Genomic DNA, 22,211 nt, shown 5'->3' with positions numbered 1-22,211 from the left:
CAGCTGCGGTGCAGTATGGCCGAGTGTGTCATTCACCGCTTTGAATCCGTTTCGATTGCCGCAGCGCGGAAAAGACGCCTGGGCATTGAGACCTCACTCGCGGGGAGCTATCGCGGAGACTGGTCGTTCGCTCGCCGCGGTCGACGAGCGTTTCGCGCTGGTCGGCGCGGGTTGAAGATGTGACATTGTATCGTCAGCCTGCGGGAGTCCTGATAGCCGCCCACGATAGCGTCACATCCGCTGAATATGTAAGCGCGAAACAAGTCGACGAAGGAACGTTTCGTGCGAGCGCTACAGCATCCCTGGTTTCCCGACGGTCAGGCGAATGCACTCTTCCCCCGACAGGGGCACCGCGCCCCGCGCCGCACAAGGTAGTACGCACGCTGCCTCGTCGCAGGCCGCCCGCTCGTGGGCCGCCGATCTCGGGCCGGGGCTGGCAAGTCTCGGCTGCGATAACGATCCCAGCGGTATCGCCACCTATTCACTCGCGGGCGCGTGGTACGGCTACGACCTGCTGTGGACCTGCGTGCTGTCGTATCCGTCGATGGTCGCGTTGCAGCTGGTCTCGACGCGTGTCGCCGCCGTCACCGGACATGGCCTGACCGCGAACATGCGCGCGCACTATTCGCCGGTGTTCTTCTATTTGGCGGTGGCGCGGTTCGTGATTGCGAACACGCTGAATATCGCCGTCAATGTGATGGCGATGGCCGCGGTCGTGCAACGCTTCACTCATGGGCCGCTTTGGTTGCTTGCCCTCGCATGCGGTTGCACCTCGATTGCGTTGCAGTGGTTCATTCCCTATGCGCGCTATGCGCAGGTGCTCAAATGGTTGATGCTGCCGATGCTCGCGTATGCCGGCGTGCTGCTGATCGTCGATGTGCCGTGGCACACGGTCGTGCTGCGCTCGCTCGTGCCGCACGTCGAGTGGAAAGAAGATTTCGTCACGATGCTGATGGCCGTACTCGGTACGACGATGAGTCCCTATCTGCTTTTTTCGCAGGCCGAGCAGGAAGCACAGGAAGAACATCGACAGCACGAAGAGCACGCGGCGCGTGGCGATCGACGTTCGTCAGAGCAGCTTCGCCGGGCGCGCATGCAGACCTTGACGCGCACCGCGCTATCGAGCGTGGCCGCATTGTGCATCATGATTGCGGCTGCGGCGACGCTGCATGGTGCACAGACGCGGCCCGGCGAGCCCATGGAGCTTTCCAGGGTGCTCGAACCGCTAGTGGATGGCTACGCCGGCACACTGCTTGGGCTTGCACTGATCGGCTCAGCGCTGCTCGCACTACCTTCGCTTGCGGGTTCCGCTGCGCAAGCGGTCGCGAGTTCGTTCGACTGGCCCCACGGCCAACGGCGTGATCGGCGCATTGCTGTTCTGCTCGTTGCGCTCGCGGGGCTCGGGACGCTGCTTGGCGTTGCGCTCGGCCTATGGCACGTCGACCCTGTCAAGGCGCTGTACTGGAGCGCCATCGTCAACGGTATGACGATTACGCCCGTGCTGGTGCTTCTGGTGCTGCTGAGTGCGAAACGAGAAGCGGTCGGCGAAATCGTCGCGCACTGGTCGTTACGCGCGCTCTGCTGGCTCGCGACCCTGATCACCGGTGTGGTCGTGATCGCGCACTTCGTGCTCGAAGTGGCGGAGCGCGTGTCCTGATGAACCCCTCACGCCCGATTTGCACCGCAGACGCGCAGGCTACCTCACGCTTTTGAGATGTTCAGCGAGGCGAGCGAACATCGCGTCACACCATCGGTATGCCCGGACAGCACGATGCCACCACGCTCTCGCGGACCGATCGTGGCGAACAGGTTCGCCTTGGTACGCTCGGCGTTATGGAACAGCTCGCTGTCCACACCGAGATCCGCGAGGTATTGCTGCACGAAGCCGATCAGTTCCAGATTGGAGTCGCGGCTGACAGTCGCAAAACCGATCAGCCGTTCGAGCAGCGCACGGCTCGACAACTCACTCATCGCCGGGCACTCCGTAGCTCGGCGCCGCGGTTGGATTCAACGCGCGTGCGATGTAGTCCCGCATCTGCGGTCGATACGCTTGCCAAAGCGCGGCAAGTTTGCCGATCGGATCGTCGTCGGCCCAATCGACACGCAGATCGACGCTCGGCCAGACGTGTGTATCGACGATCTTCAGAGCCGCCGAATGCACGGGCCCAGCTTCTCCGCCAGCTTCGGCGGCCGCATGCATCGCGTGCAGCAGACGATCGGCGAGCGCGCCTTGTGCGCTCTCGAACGCTTTCACCATCGCGTCGATCACCGGCTTGCCGGCGAGCAGATTGCCCGCTGCCACACACTGATTTCCCGCGACGGCGTGATGCACGCCGAGTGCTTCCTTGCCGGTGAACATCGCGGTTCGCCCCTCACTGTCGACCACCGTCACCTGCCGGTATTCGCTCCATTCGCTCGCGCCTAGCGCCCGTTCGAGCGCCGTATCCGCCGCGATACGCCCACTTTCAAGCAGATCGAGAATCTGCGGCCCGAGCGCGGGCAGCGTCACGTTCTGCGTCGCCACCGCACCGACGCCCGCGCGCGCCCACGGACACCTCGCACCCACCGCAATGCTCGACGAACTGATCGCGATACCGAGCTGACCGGTCTTGCCACAACGTCCGACGATCGAGAATGTCATGGATAGCTCCTCATGCCTGAGATGGCTTCCAGTTGTCCGGAATCACGGCGATCACGTCGATTTCCATCAGCCATTGCGGCTGGCCGAGCGCGCTGACGCACAGCCCCGTCGAAATCGGATACACGCCCTTCAGCCACTTGCCGACTTCCTGGTACACCGGCTCGCGATAACGAGGATCAGTGATGTAAGTCGTCGTCTTGACGATATGCGACAGGTCGCTGCCCGCTTCCTCGAGAAGTTGCTTGACGTTCTTCATCGCCCGCTCGGCCTGCGCGCCCGGATCGCCGAGACCGACCAGGTTGCCGTCGAAATCCGTACCGACCTGGCCGCGCACATAGACCGTATTGCCCGCGCGAACCGCCTGGCAAAGATCGTTATCGAGCGACTGGTTCGGGTAAGTATCCTTCGTATTGAACATGCGGATGCGGGTATGCGTAGGCATCAGTTCACTCCCACTTCTTTGGTCTTCGGCGCGTGCGATTCGTCGAACGCGGTATCGGTTGGATTCGCGCCATGCACGCCGCGCGCGTCCTGCCGACGCTGTGACGCGTCGCGATACGCGAGGTATTTGCGCTGCGTGACGATGTGATCGGCGATGTGCTTTGCGTCGTGCCAGACGCCCCAGATAAACGACGACGCGCGCCGCGACAACCACGGCAAGCCGAGGAAATACATGCCCGGTTCCTTCGATACACCGCGCTGATGCTGCGGCTTGCCCTTATCGTCGAATGCGTTCACGTGCAGCCAGCTGAAATCGACGGCATAGCCGGTGGCCCAAATGATCGTGCTCACACCCGCCTTCTTCAGATCCAGTTCCGGGAGCGGATGCGTCACGCACTCCGGGTCTGGTGGAATCAGGCGTGCGTCGGGGTCTTCCGGCAGGTCCACGCCGTTGCGCTCGACGTAGTCGTCGGCCGCGTCCAGTAGCGACATCAGGTTTTCGTCGCCACGCTTCAGATTGGCGGCGAGGTCCTGTTCGAAGGTCGCAACGCCATTCGCGAACGATTTCGTCGTGCCGACCAGCGTCATGCCCTGATCAGCGAGCCTGCGAAAATCGATGGTCTGGCCGCCGTACGCGCCGCTGACGGCAATGGTCACATGCTCGCGTCCCGGCACGGCGACTTCCTTGTCCCATTCGCCGAGTACACCCAGCCACCAGCAGAAATCGCGACCGCGATAGGCGCGCGGCGGACGGTCATGCGCACCGACGGACAGATAAACCTTGCGGCCCGCGCGTTGCAGTTCGTCCGCGATCTGCACGCCGGACGACCCCGCGCCAACCACGAGCACCGCCCCTTCGGGCAGTTGCGCCGGGTTCCGATAGTGGGCCGAATGAAGCTGCATGAGCTCGACGCCCTGTGGCGCGATGGGGGGAATGACGGGCCGCTGGAACGGCCCCGTCGCAACGACCACGCGACGGGCTTCGATCGTGCCATCGGACGTTGCGACCGTAAATCCTGCCCGGCCCTTCAGACGCTCGACGCTCGTGACTTCGACGCCCGTGCGGATCGGCGCATCGAACTTGCGCGCATAGGCCTCGAAGTAATCGGCGACCTGATCCTTGGCGGCGAACCCATCAGGATCGAGTCCTTCGAATTCCATATTAGGGAAGCGGTCGTGCCAGGCGGGACCATTGGCGACCAGTGAATCCCAGCGGCAGGTACGCCAGCGTTCGGCAATGCGGTCGCGCTCCAGCACGAGATGGGGTACGCCGAGTTTGCTCAGGTGTTCGCTCATTGCCACGCCCGCCTGACCCGCGCCTATGACCAGCGTGTCGATCGACAATTTTTCAGCCGACATGGCCTTCTCCTTCTGAAAAGCGCTCTGGATTCAGGTCACACTCTCTCTTCGGTCGGACAGAATGTACGCCGCGCGGCGGGCAACAAAAACTATATTTTAAAAATGCTTTGCATCGTTTTTCGCTATGCAATCGACAATTGGCAAGCGACAATCGGTTCGACCGAACACGGAGCAACTGATGGACGGCAACTCGATACGCTACTCGTTGCGTCAGCTCAGGTATTTTGTCGTCACGGCCGAGACGCTTTCGTTCACCGCCGCGGCAAAGCGCCTGCACATTTCGCAGCCGTCTATCTCGACGTCGCTCGCGGATCTGGAGGAATCGTTCGGCGTCCAACTGTTCATCCGCCATCACGCCAGCGGGCTGTCGCTCACGCAACCGGGCCGCGATCTGCTCGGCCACGCTCGCAATCTGCTTCAGAACGCCGAAGAATTGCAGCTGACCGCGAAGGAAATCGACGGCGGCATGTCGGGCTCCATCTCGCTGGGCTGCATGGTGTCGCTGGCCCCGCCGCTGATGCCAGGCATCATCAGCCGCTTCGTGCGGGACTATCCGGCGGTCACCTTCCGTACGACGGAAGCGCATCAGGACACGCTTTTGAGCGGCCTGCGCGACGGCTCGCTCGATATCGCGCTGACCTACAGCCTCGATATCGCCGATGGAATCGCGTTTACCCCGCTGCTTTCGCTGCCACCGTATGTCATCCTGCCTAAAACACACAGGCTTGCACGGGCCCGCAAAGTGTCGCTGGCCGATCTGCTGCCCGAGCCCTATGTGATGCTGGACCTTCCGCATAGCCGCGAGTACTTCTCCGCGCTGTTCGACGCAGTCGGCAGCCGCCCTACCGCGGCTTTCCGGTCGTCACAGCCTGAAGTGGTGCGTGGCATGGTTGCCAACGGCTTGGGTTACAGCATACTCAACTTCCCGCTGAAGTCGACCCGGACAGTGGACGGCGAAGACTTCGTGATTAAACATTTCAAGGAAAGCGTCAATGCGACGACGCTTGGCATCGCACTATCGGGCGCCGTCAAGCCGCGCGAGGTTGTGAAGCGCTTCTCGGCATTCTGTGAAACGTATATTCGGCGCCTCCACATCGGTTAGCGGTCCCGAAAGCCTCTCGGCATAGGCTTGAGCTATGCACTGCATGCAAAAACAATATTTTACCTAGCAATTTGGATTGTTAGATTGGTGCTCATCGGATGCACACACTGATGGGGGGCCCCCTATGTCAGCCATTCTTCAGTCGACGGACGCTGAGCTCGACATCGTTCGCGCCCTGCGCGAGAACTGCGAGCGTCCGTTCGGGGATGCACACGCAATGCCGCCGGCCGTCTACACGTCGGAGGCGTTTCTCGCGCTCGAACGGCGCGACGTGTTTCGCAACGAGTGGTTGTGCGTGGGCCGCGCGAGCGCGCTCGCACAGAGCGGCGACTATCTGACCGCGCAAATCGACGACCAGCCGGTGTTCGTGCTGCGCGACGCGAGCGGTGCGTTGCGCGCATTCTCGAATGTTTGCCTGCACCGGATGTCGATATTGCTTGAAGGGCGCGGCAACGTGCGCCGGATCGTGTGCCCCTATCACGCATGGAACTACACGCTCGATGGTTCGCTCGCGGGCGCGCCGTTGATGGATCGGCAGCCGGGCTTTTGCAAGGAACAATACAAGCTGCCTGCCGTGCGCTGCGAGACGTGGCAAGGCTGGATCTACGTAACGCTCAACGCGCACGCGCCTTCGGTGGAATCACATTTGTCCGGGCTGACGAAGCTGATCGAGCCGTACGGCATGAGCAACTACGTCGAGACCTTCCACGAAGAGCACGTGTGGGACACCAACTGGAAGATCCTCGCGGAAAATTTCATGGAGAGCTACCACTTGCCGATGCTGCATCGCGCAACGGTCGGGCCGCACTCGAAGCTCGAAGAAATGGAATGTCCGCCCGGCTTGCCCGCGTTCAACTATCACTGGATCACCAAGGAAGCGTCGCTGCCGATCGGCAACGCGCATCCCAGCAATACACGTCTGCAAGGGCACTGGCGCCGTACCACCGCGCTGCTGGCGATCTACCCGACACACCTGATCACGCTGACGCCCGGCTACTTCTGGTATCTGATCCTGCAGCCGCGGGGCGTCGGCCGCGTGCATATCCGCTTCGGCGGCGGCCTCGCACCGGATTTCGTCGACGATCCGCGGGCCGCCGATTACATGGCTACGCTGAAGACGCTGCTCGACGAAGTCAACGCCGAGGATCGGCGCGGCGTCGAGGCCGTATTTCGCGGCGTGCACGCGCCACTCGCGAAGCCTGGCCATCTGAGCCCTCTGGAACGGCCGAATTACGACTTCGCCCGCTATCTGGCGGGACGCCTGGGCGCGAAGTGATTTGCCGCCCCACGTGGACCGCCAACACTCTGCCGAGTTACCCATGTCAAGCCAACCATTTATTTCGTTCGACGGCGTCAGCAAGTCATACGACGGCGTGCATAGCGTCGTCGAGGGACTCGATCTCGATGTCGCGCACGGTGAATTCGTTTCGCTGCTCGGTCCGTCCGGTTCCGGCAAGACCACGACACTGATGATGCTCGCGGGATTCGAAGCGCCGACGCGCGGCGAGATCCGCCTCGGCGGCAAGCGTCTGGACGACAAGCCACCGCATCGGCGCGATATCGGCATGGTGTTTCAGAACTATGCGCTGTTCCCGCACATGACGATTGCCGAGAACGTCGCGTTTCCGCTGTCGGTGCGCAAGATAAGCCGTAGCGAACAGAAAACGCGCGTGACGCGCGTGCTGGACATGGTGGAGTTATCGCATCTGGCGGGGCGGCGTCCGTCGCAACTGTCCGGTGGTCAGCAGCAGCGCGTTGCGCTTGCCCGCGCGCTGGTTTTCGAGCCGAGCGTGGTGCTGATGGACGAGCCGCTTGGCGCGCTCGACAAGCGCCTGCGTGAAACCATGCAATACGAAATCATGCGGCTGCATCGCGAACTGTCGCTGACGATCGTCTACGTGACCCACGACCAGAACGAAGCGTTGACGATGTCGGACCGCGTCGCCGTGTTTTCCGATGGACGCATCCAGCAGGCCGCCGCACCGACCGAACTCTACGAAAACGCAGCGAATGCGTTCGTTGCCAATTTCGTCGGCGAGAACAATGGACTGACCGGTCGCGTCGATTCCGACGGCGGGGAATGGGCTGCGATGCAGCTGGCCGACGGCAGCACTGTGCGCGGACGCCCAGGCGCGGGGCTCGCGTCGGGCGACACGGCGGTGCTGGCGCTGCGTCCCGAGCGCGCGCACATCGCGGCGACGCCGGACGCCGTGCAGGAAGCGACCCGGCAGAACATGAACGTCGTGCACGCGCTCGTCGAGGAACTCGTCTACTGCGGCGATCATCATCGCGTGCATCTGAAGCTCGGTCATGGCGAAAGCATGGTGGTCAAGCTGCCGAACACGCAGCACCATGATCTGCCCGCACTGGGCCGTCAGACCGCCGTGACCTGGCGCCGTGACGACTGCAAGGTGCTGCCCGTCATGGCGCCCGCGCCGCATTCCGCCGCCGCGTCCGGCGGCGCCGACTATTCCACTGTTGCCGTTCCCTCGTCCGCCTCGCCACTTATCGCAGGAGCCAACTAGAAATGAAAACCACACTCTCGTCCTTCCGGACCACCATCGCGGCGTGCGCGCTCGGGGCGTTTGCCACGGCCACGGTTCACGCGGCCGAAACGATTTCCGTCGTCACCTTTGGCGGTGCGTATGAAGCTGCCGCGAAAAAGGCATGGTTCGAACCGTTCACCGCGAAAACCGGCGACCAGTTCTCCACCGAGTCCTACGATGGCGGCCTCGCCAAGCTGCAAGCGATGGAACAGTCGAAGAACCCGACCTGGGATCTGATCGACCTCGAAACCAACGACGCAATCACCGCGTGCGACGAAGGCCTCATCGCCAAGTTCGACAAGAAGTTGCTCGGCAACACCAGTGACTTCCTGCCGGGCTCGATCAGTGATTGCGCCGTCGCGGCGATGGTATGGTCCACCGTCTATGCGTATGACACCAGCAAGCTGAAATCTGCGCCGACCACCATCAACGATTTCTTCGACCTCAGCAAGTACCCCGGCAAGCGCGGCATGCGCAAGTCGCCGAAGGTCGCGATGGAATGGGCCTTAATCGCCGATGGCGTTGCACCCAAGGACGTGTACAAGATCCTCTCCACGCCTGCTGGCGTCGATCGCGCGTTCAAGAAGCTCGACACGATCAAGCCGAGCATCGTCTGGTGGGAGGCGGGTGCGCAGGCGCCGCAACTGCTCGCCGACGGCGCGGTCGTGATGACGCAGGCGTACAACGGCCGCATCGACGACGCCGTGCACAAGGACAAGAAGCCCTTCAAGATCGTCTGGGATGCACAGGTGTACGACTACGAATGGTGGGCCGTGGTCAACGGCGCGAAGCATGCCGACGCGGCGCGGAAGTTCATCGTCGCATCCTCGACACCGCAGGCCTATGCGGACCTGTCGAAGTACATCGCGTACGCGCCGCCGCGCAAGGACGCCATTCCGCTGATCGACAAGGCGCGTCTGAACGATCTGCCGACGGCGCCGGAGAACTTCAAACGCCCGCTGCAAATCAACGCGACGTTCTGGGCCGACAACGCGGATGCGATCAACAAGCGGTTCCAGAACTGGCTGACGCAGTAGCGCCAGATCGAACGAACGTCACCCGGGAGATCCAGCACGATGAATACGCCGCTGCCATCCACTGCCTCTTTTGGCCGCGATCCGCAGGCCGCGAACCGCGAGTCGTTCCGCGCCGCGCGCCGAAAGGCCGCGATGCGCGCGTTGCTGCTGGCTTTGCCGTTGCTCATCTTTCTGCTGGTGACGTTCGTCGCGCCGATCGCGAGCCTGCTCGCGCGCAGCGTGCGAAACCCTGAAGTGCGCGCCGGCATGCCGCAATTGAGCACGGCGCTGGCCGGATGGGACGGTGCGGGCGTACCCGGCGAACCGGCCTTTGCCGCGCTCGCGCACGACCTGAAGGACGCCAGCGAATCCGGCCAGCTCGGCAATATCGCGCGACGCATGAACTTCTCTCAACCAGAGTTCCGCAGCCTGCTGTTCAAGACGGCACGTGCCACACGTTCGCAAACGCCCGCGCAATGGAAGCCCGCCCTGATCGATCTGGATGAACGCTGGAACACACCGGAAACCTGGCGGCTCCTCAAACGTGCGTCGATCTCGCCCACGCCCGACTATTTGCTGAACGCCGTCGACGCGCAAGTCGCGCCCGATGGCTCGGTGACGTCCGTCGCGGCGGACAGCGCCATCTTCCGCGCGGCCTTCGGACGCACGGTCACGATCAGTGCGACGGTCACGCTGCTGTGCCTGGTGCTGGGTTATCCCGTGGCGTATCTGCTCGCGACATTGCCGGAGGACCAGAGCAACCGGCTGATCCTCTTCGTGATCGTACCGTTCTGGACATCGCTGCTGGTGCGGACCACCGCGTGGTATGTGCTGCTGCAACCAGGTGGTGTAATCAACGGCGCGTTGCTCCGCTTTGGGCTCATCAATCATCCGTTACCGCTGATTTTCAATCGCACGGGTGTGTTGATCGGCATGACGCACATCCTGCTGCCATACATGATCCTCGCGATCTTTTCGGTGATGAAAGGTGTCCCGACCGTGTACATGCGCGCGGCGAAATCCCTCGGCGCGCATCCGGCTGTGGCCTTCGTGCGAGTGTATGTTCCGCAAACGCTGCCGGGTGTCGGTGCGGGATGTTTTCTCGTGTTCGTGCTCGCGCTCGGTTATTACATCACCCCCGCCCTGCTAGGCGGCGCCGGCGACGAAATGATCAGCCAGCTGATCGCGTCGCAGACCAACGATCAGCTCAACTGGGGACTCGCGGGTGCGTTGTCGTGCTATCTGATCGCATTCACGGCGGTGTTCTATTTCATCTTCAACCGGCTGGTCGGTATCGACCGCTTGCGCTTCGGCTAACGCGCCGCGCAACCGACGCTAATGGGTTGTCGCTCCTTCGTATGGTTGATCAACAGGCAGACTCAGATGAAAGACGGACGAACCCGGCTACTCTCGGAACGCATCGCGGGCACGGGACTACGCGTGCATTGCGCGCTCATTTTCTTTTTCCTCGTCGCGCCGATCCTCGCGATCGTGCCGCTGTCGTTCAACTCCGGCTCATTCTTCTCGTACCCGATGCAGGGCTTCTCGCTGCGCTGGTACGCGCAGGCGCTGGGTTCGCCGGACTGGCAACGCGCGTTGGCGAACAGCATCGGCATCGGCGCGGCGTCGACGCTGATCGCGACGGTGCTCGGCACGCTCGCCGCGCTCGGCTTGAGCCGCACGCAGTTTCCTTACCGCTCGATCATCATGCCGATCATCGTGTCGCCGATGATCGTGCCTATCGTTGTCGTCGCGGCAGGGTTTTATCTGGTCTTTTCGCCGCTCGGCCTGGTCAATTCGTATCTCGGCGTCGTGCTTGCGCATGCCGCGCTCGGTACGCCCTTCGTGGTGATCACCGTGACGGCTTCGCTGCTGTCGTTCGATCAAAGCCTGCTTCGCGCTGCGTCGGGGCTGGGCGCGCAGCCGTGGGTCGCGTTTCGTCGCGTCACGCTCCCGCTGATCACGCCCGCCGTCGCAACGGGCAGTGTGTTCGCATTCGCGACGTCGTTCGACGAAGTGATCGTCATTCTGTTCATTGGCGGCCCCGAGCAGCGCACCGTGCCGCGGCAGATGTGGAGTGGCATCCGTGACCAGATCGACCCGTCGATCCTTGCCGTGGCCACACTACTGATGGCGTTCGCCATCGCCCTGTTCGCCTGCATGAACTGGTTGCGCAAGCGCGCAGCGGCGGCCAGCCGCTCGTTTGGCTGAGCCAACGGTTGTGCCAGCGTGATGCCGTGGACATGCGACTTGATGACCTCCCTGTAACCGTCGAGCGTTGCCAGCCTCGTTGCGGCAAAGCCGGAACCCTTGGCGCGGTCCGTCCTTGGCCGTTAGTTGCGCTTTTAAAAAGAAAAATATTGAGCGCCTGACTGTGTGGCGATATGCTTCGCATCGCTGCTCAACCACATGCAACGACCGAGGGTCGCGAAGGAAACGACAAAATGCGATTGCGACGCATCACCGCACGACGCTCACCAGTGCATGGCATGGGACTGTTTGCCCTGCAGCCGATCGCCCCGGGCGAACGGGTGATCGAGTACAAGGGGGAAGTGACCAGTTGGCGGCGCGCCGCCGCCCGTCAGCGAGCCGACGCGGGCCACACCTTCGTGTTTGGGCTGTCCAGCGGACGAGTGATCGACGGCAGCCGCGGCGGCAACAGCGCCCGCTTTCTGAACCATGCGTGCGCCCCCAACTGCGAGGCCATCGAGACGGGCGACCGGGTGTTCATTCATGCGCTCGCCACGATCGCACCCGGGGAGGAGCTTTTCATCAGTTACGGTCTGTCAGTGGACGGCGCGGTCACCGACGACATTCGCGCCCAGTACGCGTGTCATTGCGGCGCGCCGGCATGTCGTCGAACCATGCTGGGAAATGACGGACAGTCGTCGTAGTCCTGCCGCCGCGCTGCGTCGCGTTTCAAGGTACAACGTCACAGCGCAAACAGCCGCCCAAGCTGAGGCTCGCAATCTCCCACGCCGGCGAGCCGTAACGCGTGCCACGCCATCGCGTAGTTGCTCGATATCACCGGCTTGCCGATCGCCGCCTCCAGCTCCGGAATCAACCCGGCGATGCGCAAGCTCGTGCACGATACGAAAATCGCCTCCACGTCACGATTGCGCGCAAGTCGCTCGACACCAGTTCGCAATGACGCCGCATCGATCCGCGCCACTTCGTTATCGTTCGCATGCTCGAACGACGCCATGCGCGTAATGCCGTGACCACGCGACTCGATATAGTCGCGCATGTATTCGTTGATCGAACGCACATAGGGAGTAAGCAGGGCCGTACGTTGGACGCCTAGGGCGCGAAGCGCCGCCAGCGCCGCGGTGATCGGCGTAGTGCACGCGGCGTCCGCACGCGCTTCGCGAATCCGCGCGAACACCTTTTCCTCCCCAATCACCATCGACGCGGACGTGCAGCCAAACGCCACCACATCGATACGCTCGGCCGGACGGATCAGCGCGACCGCCGGTGCAATACGGTCCTCCATTTCCGCTAGCCGTTCGGGCGTGATGTCCGCCGAGTTATACACACGGCTTTCGTAGAACGCCACGCCGTCCTGCGTCAGCAAGCCCCGCCACTCATGCTCGATCGTATGATCGGTGGCGAGCACCACGAGCCCAATCGCGGCACGACGGCCGATGCCGTCGTCCAGCGTGAAATCGAGCTTCGTGTACACGTCGTCATGCGGTGCAATCGCACTCATTTCGGAGTCGTCCTGTCATGTCGGGTTCGGGCTCGCGAGTCTCTGTCGTCACTGCCTCTTAAAGGTAGGGGATTGCCGGCGCCTTTGTGTAATGGTTTATACGCAAATACCCTATACCGTCCAACGCACACCGGCTTCTATCATGAAAGAAGCGCTTTAGTGTCAGCGCTCCGGTGAAACCAGCAGTCACGCCGTTGACCTGGTGGGTATGAATCACACGCAATCGCCCCATTTCCGTCCGCTTTCCGATGTCACCGGTATACCCGTGTGGCGGATCGTCCGATCCCTCTCACAATAAGGAGTCTCTAACATGTTTGCTCAGACGATTGGCTGGTCCGGTGCAAAGCGGGGCTCGCGGCAAACGGCCTTTGCGGGCCTGGCGGCCGCCGTGGCCCTGCTTGTCGGCATGGCTCCCGGTTCGGCGCTAAGCCAGGGCGCCACCATCAAGATAGGCGTGCCCGTTCCGCTGTCGGGCAGCAGTGCCAATGCCGGCACGGATATTGTCAATGGCGCGAAGCTCGCCGCCGCCAGAATCAACGCGGCCGGTGGCGTGCTCGGCAAGCAGATCGAGCTGGTGCCCGAGGACGACGCCTGTGATGCGCAGACCGCGGTGCAGGCGGCACAGAAACTCGTCGATGCGGGCGTTGTGGCGGTAGCGGGCGGCTATTGCTCAAGCGCGGCGCTGCCGGAATCGACAACTTTTCATCGCGCCGGGATTCCCTACGTGCTGGATGCGTCGACGAATCCGCAACTGACCGAGATGGGGTACGACAACGTGTTCCGCACGATCGGCCGTGACGACCAGCAGGGCCCATTCGCGGCAAGCTTCATGAAAGACGTTCTGCACGCGAAGCGCGTGGCGGTGATCGACGACAACACGACCTATTCCAAAGGCCTCGCCCAGAACACCGTGCAAGCCCTGAAGAAGGACGGTGTCGATGTCGTGTACGCCAATTCGATCACCCCCGGACAGATGGACTATTCACCGACGCTCACGCGGGTCTCCTCACTGAAGCCTGACGTGATCTACTACACAGGCTATTTCTCCGAAGCCGGCCTGCTGGTCAAGGAGGCGCGGCAACTGGGTCTGAAAATGACCTTCATGGGCGGCGACGCCACCAATGACCCCACCCTGATGAAGACGGCCGGTCCCGCCGCCGACGGCATGATCATCACGACGGCACCGCTCGCGCAGTTCCTGAGCGGCGCGCACGCCTACGTCGACGACTATATGAAGGCTTACGGGCAAGCGCCGGGACCGTACTCGGTCTATGAATACGACGCTGTCGGAGTCACGGCCAAAGCCATCGCGGACGCAAAATCGGCCCAGCCTGCCGCGATCACCGCAGCTCTGCACAAGATCTCGAACTACCCGGGCGCGACCGGAACGATCTCCTTCAATGCGAAGGGGGACCGCAGTAAAGCGGTGTACATCACCATCATCGTGCACAACGACAAGTTCGAGCCCTACCAGCGGCAGGAAGCGAACGGGCATTGGGTGGCGATGAAGTAGGCGTCATTGCGCGCGCCGCCCCGTCATGAGCGACTTCTTCCAGTTCGTCATCGAAGGGCTGACGACCGGCTCGTTCTATGCCCTCGTCGCCCTCGGCTACACGATGGTCTACGGCATCATCCGGCTGATCAACTTCGCTCATGGCGACCTGTTCATGGTCGGCGCGTTCATCGGCTGGACCGGTCTGATGGTTCTTGCATCCGCGCATCTGCCGCTCGCCCTGGCGCTGCTGATCGCCCTTGTGGCCGCCATGACGGTCACAGGCGCGCTCGGCCTGCTGATCGAGCGGCTCGCGTATCAGCCGTTGCTGCGCGCGCCGCGGCTGTCGATTCTGATTACGGCGCTGGGCGTCTCGCTGGCGCTGCAAAATGGGGTGCTGCTGATCTACGGCGCGGGCTTTCGCACCTATCCGCACGTGCTGAGCCAGGCCGGCTTCGAACTCCACGGCGTGCAGATCACCTTCGCGCAGATCGGCATCATCGTGACGAGCCTGGCCCTGATGCTGGCACTGTATTTCTTCGTTCACCACACTTTCCTCGGCACCGCGATGCGCGCGCTGGCAATCGATCAGGACGCCGCGCGTCTGATGGGCATCGACGTCGAACGCCTGATCCAGCTCACCTTTCTGCTCGGGTCGGTGCTGGCCGCCGTGGCGGGCGTCATGGAAGGTCTTTACTACACGCAGATCAATTTCTTCATGGGCTTCGTGCTAGGCCTGCGCGCGTTCACCGCCGCCGTGCTTGGCGGCATCGGCAACATCCCGGGCGCGATGGCGGGCGGCATCCTGATTGGCCTGCTCGAAGCCTTCGGCGCGGGCTATGTCTCTTCGCAATGGACCGACGTGTTCGTCTTCGGCGTGCTGATCGCCGTGCTCGTGATCAAGCCGACCGGGCTGTTCGGCGAACGCGTTGTCGAGAGAATGTAGTCCATGAGCGCCAGTCAGGTCTCCGCGCGTTGGGCCAGGCCTCTCGGCGGTGCGCTGCTGGCCGCCGCCGTGGCGCTGCCCGCGGTCGTCAGCAACTATGTCGTCGATGTCGGCCTGACCATCGTCACCTATTCGATCCTGGGTCTTGGGCTGAACATCGTAGTCGGTTATGCCGGATTGCTCGATCTGGGCTACGCGGCCTTCTTCGCGATCGGCGCGTACACGACGGCGTTGCTGGAAACCCTGCTGCACTTCTCGTTCTGGGAGACGCTGCCGTTCAGTCTGGCGTTCGCCGGGGTATCGGGCATCGTCATCGGCTATCCCACCCTGCGCCTGCGCAGCGACTATCTGGCGATCGTCACGCTGGGGTTCGGCGAAATCACGCGTATCGTCGCCACCAACCTCGACATCACGGGCGGCCCGAACGGCATCTTCGGCATCGCGAGTCCGAGCCTGTTCGGTTTCGAGATCAGTTCGCCGCTAGCGCTCTACGAACTGGGCATGGCGTTCCTCGTGCTGGTGCTCGGGTTCGCCATCCGGCTCGGCCAGTCGCGGCTGGGCCGCGCCTGGACCAGCATCCGCGAGGACGAGGCAGCTGCCGAGGCCGTCGGCGTGCCGACGCTGCGCGTCAAGCTGCTCGCCTATGTGATGGGCGCGCTGATCGGCGGGCTGGGCGGCAGCCTGTTCGCCGCCCGCTTCGGCACCATCGATCCGACCGGCTTCACCTATCTGCAGTCCGTCACGATCCTGATTGTCGTCGTGCTCGGCGGCCGGGGCAGCATTCCCGGTGTGCTCCTCGGCGCCATCATCGTCGCCGGCCTGCCGGAGATTCTGCGTTTTCTCAACCTCTGGCGCATCTTCGCTTTCGCGATCGGGCTCGTGATCCTGATGCTGCTAAGGCCACAGGGGTTGTGGCCAGCGCCGTTGCGCCGCGTCGCGCCGGCGCGCAAGGGCGCTGACGCCGATCGCGTCGCTGTGCCCGATCACGCCGTCACCGATGAGGTCCTGCTGGAGGTGCGCGACATGCAGCGCCGCTTCGGTGGCGTGCTGGCGGTCGGCGGTGTCAGCTTCATGGTGCGAAGCGGCGAGATCGTGAGCCTGATCGGTCCGAACGGCGCCGGCAAGACCACCGTGTTCAACTGCCTGACCGGCGTCATCCGCCCGACTGGCGGCCAGATCGTCTGGTGCGGGGAACGGCTTGCCGGCGGCGCGCCTCATCGCATCGTCCATCAAGGCATGGCGCGCACCTTCCAGGGCATCCGCCTGTTCGGCCACATGACGGCCTTCGAAAACGTCCTGACCGGCATGGACCATCGGCTTCGGACACCGCTCGCAGCCGAGCTTCTGGCGTTGCCGTCCGCGCGCGCCGAGGCGGCGGACCATTCCACCGAGGGCCTGCGCTGGCTTGCCTTCGTCGGTCTTGCCGGCAGGGCGGGCGAGCGCGCCGCCGATCTGCCCTACGGCGACCAACGCAGGCTGGAGATCGCCCGTGCGCTCGCCAGCAGCCCTCGCCTGCTGCTGCTCGATGAGCCGGCTGCAGGCATGAACCCGACCGAGAAACGCGCGCTGATGGAACTGATCCGGCGGATCCGGGACCATGGCGTGACGGTGCTGCTGATCGAGCACGACATGATGCTGGTGATGGGCGTGTCGGACCGGATCATCGTGATGGACCACGGCGTCATCATCGCCGAGGGCCAGCCCGCCGCGGTCCAGGCGGACCCGCGGGTGATCGATGCCTATCTCGGCACAGCCGGAAAGGACGAGGCGAGCGACGATACTGCCGGGGAGAAATCGCTGTGGGACTCCTAGAAATCCGCGATCTGCGCGTGAGCTATGGGACTGTCGAAGTGCTGCACGGCATCTCGCTGGACGTCGCGGAGGGCGAGATCGTCGCGTTGCTCGGCAGCAACGGCGCGGGAAAAACGACCACGCTGCGGGCGATTTCCGGATTGATCCGGCCGCGCGCGGGCGACATTGCGATGGCTGGCCAGCGCCTGACGGGCTTGCGCGCACACCAGATCGTGGCGCTGGGTCTCGGTCATGTGCCAGAGGGGCGGCGCATTTTCGGGGCGCTGACGGTGGAGGAAAATCTGCATCTCGGCGGCTATCTGATCCGGCGCGACAGTGCGGCATTGCAACAGCGAAGGGATCAGCTCTATGCGACTTTCCCCCGGCTCGGCGAGCGACGCAGCCAGCTGGCCGGCACGCTCAGCGGCGGCGAACAGCAGATGCTGGCGATTGCCCGAGCCTTGATGCTGCGCCCGCGTATCGTGGTGCTGGACGAACCGTCGATGGGACTCGCGCCGAAGCTGGTCCGCGCGATCTTCGGCATGATCGCCGACATCTGCCGCGAAGGCACCTCGATTCTCCTCGTCGAGCAGAACGCCCGCCAGGCGCTGCGGATCGCTCATCGCGCTTACGTGCTGGAAAGCGGGCACATTGCGCTCGCGGGGTCCGCCCGCGAGCTGGCTCAGGATAGCCGGGTCCGCGCTGCCTATCTGGGCGGCAGTGCCAGCTCGGCAGAGTAATCCGCCAACTGGGCAATCGACCTTGGCTGAAACGGGTCAGACGTCATGGAGGCAAAACATGTCAGAGATAGATAAGGAAAAAGATAAGGAAAAGGTCGTTGCAGTGCTGCGTCGCCCGAGCGACGACGACGCCGCCTCGTCGCGGCACGGCGCCGGCCTGAGTTCGACGGAGAATGCATCATGCTGAATTATCCTGCTGCCTATCAGTCCACCAAAGGCTCAGCGCTCGACGTCGACAAGACGTTCTATCAGCGCATCGCCTCACAGCACGACACCCGCACGCTGGTCGAATCGATCGTCGTGCCGATCCGCTCGGGGCAAGCGTGGACCGTGCCGGCCGGCCACGTGTTTCGCATTGTCACGATCGAAGGCCCGCAGGTTGCCGACCTGAACATGTGGAACCGGCACAACCCGCGCGAGCGCATGTGGGCGTCGCGCACGCGCCAGTTGCAGCAGGCGCACGTGAGCACGTTCGACCGTCTGTGGTCGACGCTGCCATTCCTGCGTCCGATGGCGACCATCACGGACGACAGTCTCGCAGGCTACGGCGTCGACGAGCACGGCGGCCGCGTCCACGATCTGCTCGGCACGCGCTGCGACCCCTACGTGAACCGCATGCTGACCGGCGAGGATTTTCATTTTCACTGCCACTCCAACCTGACGCGCGCCATCGCCCCGTATGGATTGACTGAGTACGACGTCCACGACGTGCTCAACGTGTTCCAGTGCACCGGCCTGAATCTCGAAGACAAATACTTCATGAAGGCGTGTCCGGCAAAGAAAGGCGATTACCTCGAATTCTTCGCGGAGATCGACTTGCTGTGCGCGCTGTCGACCTGTCCGGGCGGCGATCTGTCAGTGCCGATGTGGGGACCCGGCGCGCGCGATCCGCTGGAAGTGTGCCGGCCGCTTGGCGTCGAGGTCTGGCAACTCGCGCCACAGATGCTGGATGGGTGGACGCCGCCGGCCGTGGCTGCCTACAAAGGGCAGCACGGAATGGTGCTGAATCAGCCGCAATGGAAGTGAGACTGGCGCCTCCTGTCCAGCAGGAATCGATGGTGGCGCAGCACAAAAGCCGGAGCGAGACCGCGCCGCCTTGAATGCCCGCCGGCCCCCTTGTATCTGAGGACATCATGAAAGTTGTCGTGCTCGGTGGCGGGGTAGTCGGTGTGACAACCGCGTACCAGTTGCAGAAGGACGGCCATGAGGTCGTGATCGTCGAGCGGCAGCCTTTAGTCGCATCGGAAACCAGTTGGGGTAACGCGGGCATGATCGCGCCCGGGCATTCCTTTGTCTGGTCCTCGCCCAAAGCGCCGATGATTCTGCTCAAATCGCTGGTGCTGAAAGATCAGGCGTTGCGCTTCAAGTTCTCGGCGGATCCCAGGCTTTACAGCTGGTCGTGGCGTTTCCTGATGGAATGCACATCGGAGAAGGCACGCCGCAATACCCTGCTCAAGCATCGGCTTGCCGCGTACTCGCAACGCGTGCTACAGAATGTGATCGCCGAGGACGCCATTGAATACGATCGAAATGACCGCGGAATTCTGTATTTTCATCGGACGCAGGAAGCGCAGGATCGCGGAATCGAACACATGAAGCTGCTGGAATCCGATGGGCAAGTCATCAGGGTTCTCAGCCGCGATCAGGTCGTCGCACTCGACCCGTCGCTGGCTTCGGCAAAAGACAGGATAGCGGGTGCCATTTACTGCCCGACCGATGAGACTGGAGACCCTGCGAAGTTCACCCGCGCCCTTGCGGAAAAGATTGTCGCGCGTGGCGGTACGCTTCTGACGGACACCACCATCGACGGCTTCGAAACCGCTGGGCGGGACGTAGTGGGCATAAGAACGAGTCGAGGCCTTGTAAAAGCCGACGCGTATGTGCTCGCCCTTGGCCCCTATAGTCCGGTTCTTGGCCGACAGATCGGCATCGATCTTCCGATCTATCCGATCAAGGGATACTCCCTCACGATTCCGATCGATGGCCGGCCCATGCCACCCTCCGTTGCAGTGGTCGACGAGCACAACCTGGTCGCAATCTCGCGCTTCGGCGACCGGATCCGGGTCACCGCAACGGCGGAGTTTGCTGGCTACGACACGAGCCATAAGCCTTCTGATTTTGCGTTTATGAAGAGCGTGACACAAGAACTCTACCCGGCCGGCGCCAACTACGATCGCGCCGAAATGTGGGCCGGTCTCAGGCCGATGACGCCGACGAACCTGCCGTTTCTTGGGCGCAGGAAGTATCGCAATCTTTATCTGAATACCGGTCACGGTCATATCGGCTGGACCATGTCACACGGATCGGCTCGAATCACGGCCGACCTGATCGCGGGACGAACCCCGGCGATTCCGATGGTGGGGCTGCTTTGCGACTGATGGCGACGCGTTTTGCAGCCAAAACATGGGGCCCAGCCGAACGATGCCAGCAAACTATTGCATCGACCGGTCGAATCCGCCGCGCATGACCCGTCGGTACACGTCGCGCTCAAAGAATTGCGACTTCGAGACGCGTTATCACGCGTCGGTCGCGATGTGTGACGGCATTGAAGTATCGGGAGACATTCCACCCTGATCTGTCAGACCGTTCGGCTCAGTATGGCATCATGAAGACGAAATTAAGCGGAGGCGGAAACGCGGCAGCATGAAAACGCTGGCACGGCGAATGCCATCGCCAACGTAAACGCCGATTTCCTGATTGACACAAAAAAACCTATATAGAATCGCAAGATGAACTCGAAGAATAGCACGGATGCAATGAAAATATTCGCATCCACCGTATGTTTAGTTTTGTTTTCAATATGGATAGTTTCTCTTAGAAAGGAAATAAACGCCGACGATGTCGTGTCATTCTCCCAAGCGAAAGATCTTATTGAGTTTGGCAGCCTGAGAGGATGGACTTACCCCGGTGCGCCATCGTTTTTTCCAGATATATTGCTATCAATACCATTTGAAATCCTCGCTCGAACTTCGTATTTTTTTCATCTGGTGACGGCGCCCGTTCAAGTACTGATATTTGTATTTGCATGCAGCCTTCTAACATCGAAGGAACGCCCTTTCGCCCAAACATACACAAATCTAACGATATCGTTAATCGCTATCGCGGTGAGCGGCCTGCTGGTGATCGGAAAAGACTTTTATTTTCTGATTGAAACGGCCTTTAGCTTCGAACATCACGGCTTCGCAGCAGTGCTAGCCGTAATTCTATATTTCTACGTAAAAAGCCATTTCAAGCTCACCGTCCTGAACAGTGCCGTTTTGGTGATCGTAATTTTTTTGCTCGGCATATCAGATCTTTATTTCGTTCTCTGGTTTGGAGCACTGTTGGCATCGGAGGCCATATTCGGCGAGAGAAAAAAATTTCTCGCCTTTACTGTGGCCTTCTCTGCTTTGGCAATATTTATCTTTCTTGTCTCGCTTGAAATTAATTCCTCGCTGGCCATTCAGGCTAAAAATTCCGCGGCCGAGGATTATACGGATAAACATTAGAAATGTATTTCATATTGCCATAATTTTGTTTTTCATGATTTCTATTTTTATAAAAACAAAATCGTTCAAATATAGCAAATCACTGTGCGCAGCCGCCATTTTTTCGATCGCCGTGGTCTGTGCCGCCGGATTGATTCATAACACATATGAATTTCGATATCTATCAATAACCTACATAATTTCTGCCTGGATGTTTCATGATCTGATAGGTCGCTCAATTAAGATTAAAAATGTCGTTGTCCTGACGTCGATAATATTGCTGGTCGCGCTCGCGGCAGCGCCGAAGATCCCGCAAAACGAAAACTTCCAGCGAGAAATTGATTGCCTGTCTCGCCAGGGGATAAGTGGCAGCACCGTTTATGCAGAGTATTGGCCGGCGAAGATCATATTCGAAGGAACAAATAGAGTTTTTAACTTGATACAGATCGATCGAGATTTAAACGAGACGAGCTGGAATTACAACTCAAGATGGAAATCACTGCACAACGACAATGGTGTCTCTTATTACCTGACCGACCATTTAAGTCATAGTGCCACACAACATTTGATCGACATTAAAGGCTCTGAACTGCTTTGTGACGGAAAGATCGTTACCGTAAAAGCGCAACAGTAGGCTCAGACGGTGACCGTCACACCAGGTCTCGACTTTTGCATCTTAGCCAAGCTTCCTCAAGCGCATCTGCAATTGCGGCCGAGTTGAGCGCCGCGTCAAGAGAATCGAACCTTCGGCTTGACCACACGGGTCAATTTTCGCCGCGAACGTCCTTCATCAAGGCCTTTTTGATTTGATCGGGCGCCATGGGTTGCCGGGTAGGGCAGTCTCAAGAGTCAAGTGCAACGTTTAGCTAATCCAGCCTTCTCTAACTCTTTAGCCATTGCTTCCTCGGGGGAGTCCCAGCCGAGCGTCTGGCGAGGCCGCCCGTTAAGCAATTTGGCGATG

Annotated in this window: 21 protein-coding genes and 1 pseudogene; 17 read left to right on the top strand and 5 right to left on the bottom strand. The window is 61.5% G+C overall.

What is annotated here, in order from left to right; all coding sequences use genetic code 11:
* Window positions 1–325: 325 nt before the first annotated feature.
* On the top strand, window positions 326–1,657 hold the full coding sequence (locus F6X37_RS27095) for an NRAMP family divalent metal transporter (protein WP_187613424.1): 1,332 nt from the start codon (window positions 326–328) through the stop codon (window positions 1,655–1,657).
* Window positions 1,658–1,743: 86 nt separating this feature from the next.
* On the opposite strand, the pseudogene F6X37_RS27090 reads toward F6X37_RS27095, so the two are convergent.
* From F6X37_RS27090 to F6X37_RS27075, 4 genes and pseudogenes are all read right to left on the bottom strand, one after another.
* A pseudogene (locus F6X37_RS27090) lies at window positions 1,744–1,971 on the bottom strand (acetylornithine deacetylase); the annotation flags it as partial.
* Window positions 1,964–2,641, bottom strand: a complete 678-nt coding sequence (locus F6X37_RS27085; protein ID WP_187613423.1) for a DUF1028 domain-containing protein — start codon at window positions 2,639–2,641, stop codon at window positions 1,964–1,966. The pseudogene F6X37_RS27090 and the gene F6X37_RS27085, both read right to left, overlap by 8 nt.
* Window positions 2,642–2,651: 10 nt before the next feature.
* The gene (locus F6X37_RS27080; RefSeq protein ID WP_187613422.1) at window positions 2,652–3,083 is read right to left on the bottom strand and encodes a RidA family protein; all 432 of its coding nucleotides are present in this window, start codon (window positions 3,081–3,083) and stop codon (window positions 2,652–2,654) included.
* On the bottom strand, window positions 3,083–4,441 hold the full coding sequence (locus F6X37_RS27075; RefSeq protein ID WP_187613421.1) for a flavin-containing monooxygenase: 1,359 nt from the start codon (window positions 4,439–4,441) through the stop codon (window positions 3,083–3,085). The genes F6X37_RS27080 and F6X37_RS27075 overlap by 1 nt, the downstream gene beginning before the upstream one ends.
* A gap of 178 nt (window positions 4,442–4,619) precedes the next feature.
* Here F6X37_RS27075 and F6X37_RS27070 point away from each other — a divergent pair, with 178 nt between their 5' ends.
* The 7 genes from F6X37_RS27070 to F6X37_RS27040 all read left to right on the top strand — a co-directional run bounded on the left by F6X37_RS27070 (window position 4,620) and on the right by F6X37_RS27040 (window position 11,999).
* The gene (locus tag F6X37_RS27070) at window positions 4,620–5,543 is read left to right on the top strand and encodes a LysR family transcriptional regulator (RefSeq protein ID WP_090811864.1); all 924 of its coding nucleotides are present in this window, start codon (window positions 4,620–4,622) and stop codon (window positions 5,541–5,543) included.
* Between the two features lie 124 nt (window positions 5,544–5,667).
* Window positions 5,668–6,819, top strand: a complete 1,152-nt coding sequence (locus F6X37_RS27065; RefSeq protein ID WP_187613420.1) for an SRPBCC family protein — start codon at window positions 5,668–5,670, stop codon at window positions 6,817–6,819.
* Window positions 6,820–6,862: 43 nt separating this feature from the next.
* Window positions 6,863–8,068: an ABC transporter ATP-binding protein gene (locus tag F6X37_RS27060; RefSeq protein ID WP_090810995.1), complete on the top strand. Its 1,206-nt coding sequence runs from the start codon at window positions 6,863–6,865 to the stop codon at window positions 8,066–8,068.
* A 2-nt stretch (window positions 8,069–8,070) separates the two neighbouring features.
* On the top strand, window positions 8,071–9,126 hold the full coding sequence (locus F6X37_RS27055) for an ABC transporter substrate-binding protein (RefSeq protein WP_187613419.1): 1,056 nt from the start codon (window positions 8,071–8,073) through the stop codon (window positions 9,124–9,126).
* A 39-nt stretch (window positions 9,127–9,165) separates the two neighbouring features.
* Window positions 9,166–10,422: an ABC transporter permease gene (locus F6X37_RS27050; RefSeq protein WP_187613418.1), complete on the top strand. Its 1,257-nt coding sequence runs from the start codon at window positions 9,166–9,168 to the stop codon at window positions 10,420–10,422.
* A 66-nt stretch (window positions 10,423–10,488) separates the two neighbouring features.
* Window positions 10,489–11,316 (top strand): ABC transporter permease, encoded by an 828-nt coding sequence (locus F6X37_RS27045; RefSeq protein WP_187613417.1) that lies wholly within the window; start codon window positions 10,489–10,491, stop codon window positions 11,314–11,316.
* Window positions 11,317–11,549: 233 nt separating this feature from the next.
* Entirely contained in the window at window positions 11,550–11,999 is a 450-nt protein-coding gene (locus tag F6X37_RS27040; protein ID WP_187613416.1) for an SET domain-containing protein, read from the top strand.
* A 38-nt stretch (window positions 12,000–12,037) separates the two neighbouring features.
* On the opposite strand, the gene F6X37_RS27035 is transcribed toward F6X37_RS27040, so the two are convergent.
* On the bottom strand, window positions 12,038–12,814 hold the full coding sequence (locus F6X37_RS27035) for an aspartate/glutamate racemase family protein (RefSeq protein ID WP_187613415.1): 777 nt from the start codon (window positions 12,812–12,814) through the stop codon (window positions 12,038–12,040).
* Between the two features lie 310 nt (window positions 12,815–13,124).
* Here F6X37_RS27035 and F6X37_RS27030 point away from each other — a divergent pair, with 310 nt between their 5' ends.
* From F6X37_RS27030 to F6X37_RS26995, 9 genes are all read left to right on the top strand, one after another.
* Window positions 13,125–14,327: a branched-chain amino acid ABC transporter substrate-binding protein gene (locus F6X37_RS27030; RefSeq protein WP_187613414.1), complete on the top strand. Its 1,203-nt coding sequence runs from the start codon at window positions 13,125–13,127 to the stop codon at window positions 14,325–14,327.
* 25 nt (window positions 14,328–14,352) lie between these two features.
* Complete coding sequence (locus tag F6X37_RS27025) at window positions 14,353–15,252, top strand: branched-chain amino acid ABC transporter permease (protein ID WP_018422469.1); 900 nt, start codon at window positions 14,353–14,355, stop codon at window positions 15,250–15,252.
* Between the two features lie 3 nt (window positions 15,253–15,255).
* Entirely contained in the window at window positions 15,256–17,064 is a 1,809-nt protein-coding gene (locus F6X37_RS27020) for an ABC transporter permease subunit (protein ID WP_187613413.1), read from the top strand.
* Window positions 17,052–17,783, top strand: a complete 732-nt coding sequence (locus tag F6X37_RS27015; RefSeq protein ID WP_090810981.1) for an ABC transporter ATP-binding protein — start codon at window positions 17,052–17,054, stop codon at window positions 17,781–17,783. The genes F6X37_RS27020 and F6X37_RS27015 overlap by 13 nt, the downstream gene beginning before the upstream one ends.
* A gap of 58 nt (window positions 17,784–17,841) precedes the next feature.
* On the top strand, window positions 17,842–17,970 hold the full coding sequence (locus F6X37_RS37150) for a hypothetical protein (protein WP_260321461.1): 129 nt from the start codon (window positions 17,842–17,844) through the stop codon (window positions 17,968–17,970).
* On the top strand, window positions 17,964–18,809 hold the full coding sequence (locus F6X37_RS27010; protein WP_187613412.1) for an urea carboxylase-associated family protein: 846 nt from the start codon (window positions 17,964–17,966) through the stop codon (window positions 18,807–18,809). Before F6X37_RS37150 ends, F6X37_RS27010 begins: the two co-directional genes overlap by 7 nt.
* Before the next feature lie 107 nt (window positions 18,810–18,916).
* Window positions 18,917–20,161 carry a D-amino acid dehydrogenase gene (locus F6X37_RS27005; protein ID WP_187613411.1) on the top strand — a complete coding sequence of 415 codons (1,245 nt, stop codon included), beginning with the start codon at window positions 18,917–18,919 and terminating at the stop codon, window positions 20,159–20,161.
* 351 nt (window positions 20,162–20,512) lie between these two features.
* Complete coding sequence (locus F6X37_RS27000) at window positions 20,513–21,271, top strand: hypothetical protein (RefSeq protein ID WP_187613410.1); 759 nt, start codon at window positions 20,513–20,515, stop codon at window positions 21,269–21,271.
* Window positions 21,272–21,305: 34 nt separating this feature from the next.
* Window positions 21,306–21,884: a hypothetical protein gene (locus F6X37_RS26995; protein ID WP_187613409.1), complete on the top strand. Its 579-nt coding sequence runs from the start codon at window positions 21,306–21,308 to the stop codon at window positions 21,882–21,884.
* Window positions 21,885–22,211: the final 327 nt, after the last annotated feature.

It is taken from the genome of Paraburkholderia sp. 31.1 (assembly GCF_014397645.1).
GTDB lineage: Bacteria > Pseudomonadota > Gammaproteobacteria > Burkholderiales > Burkholderiaceae > Paraburkholderia > Paraburkholderia tuberum.
This window is presented reverse-complemented; position numbering and strand designations above follow the sequence as displayed.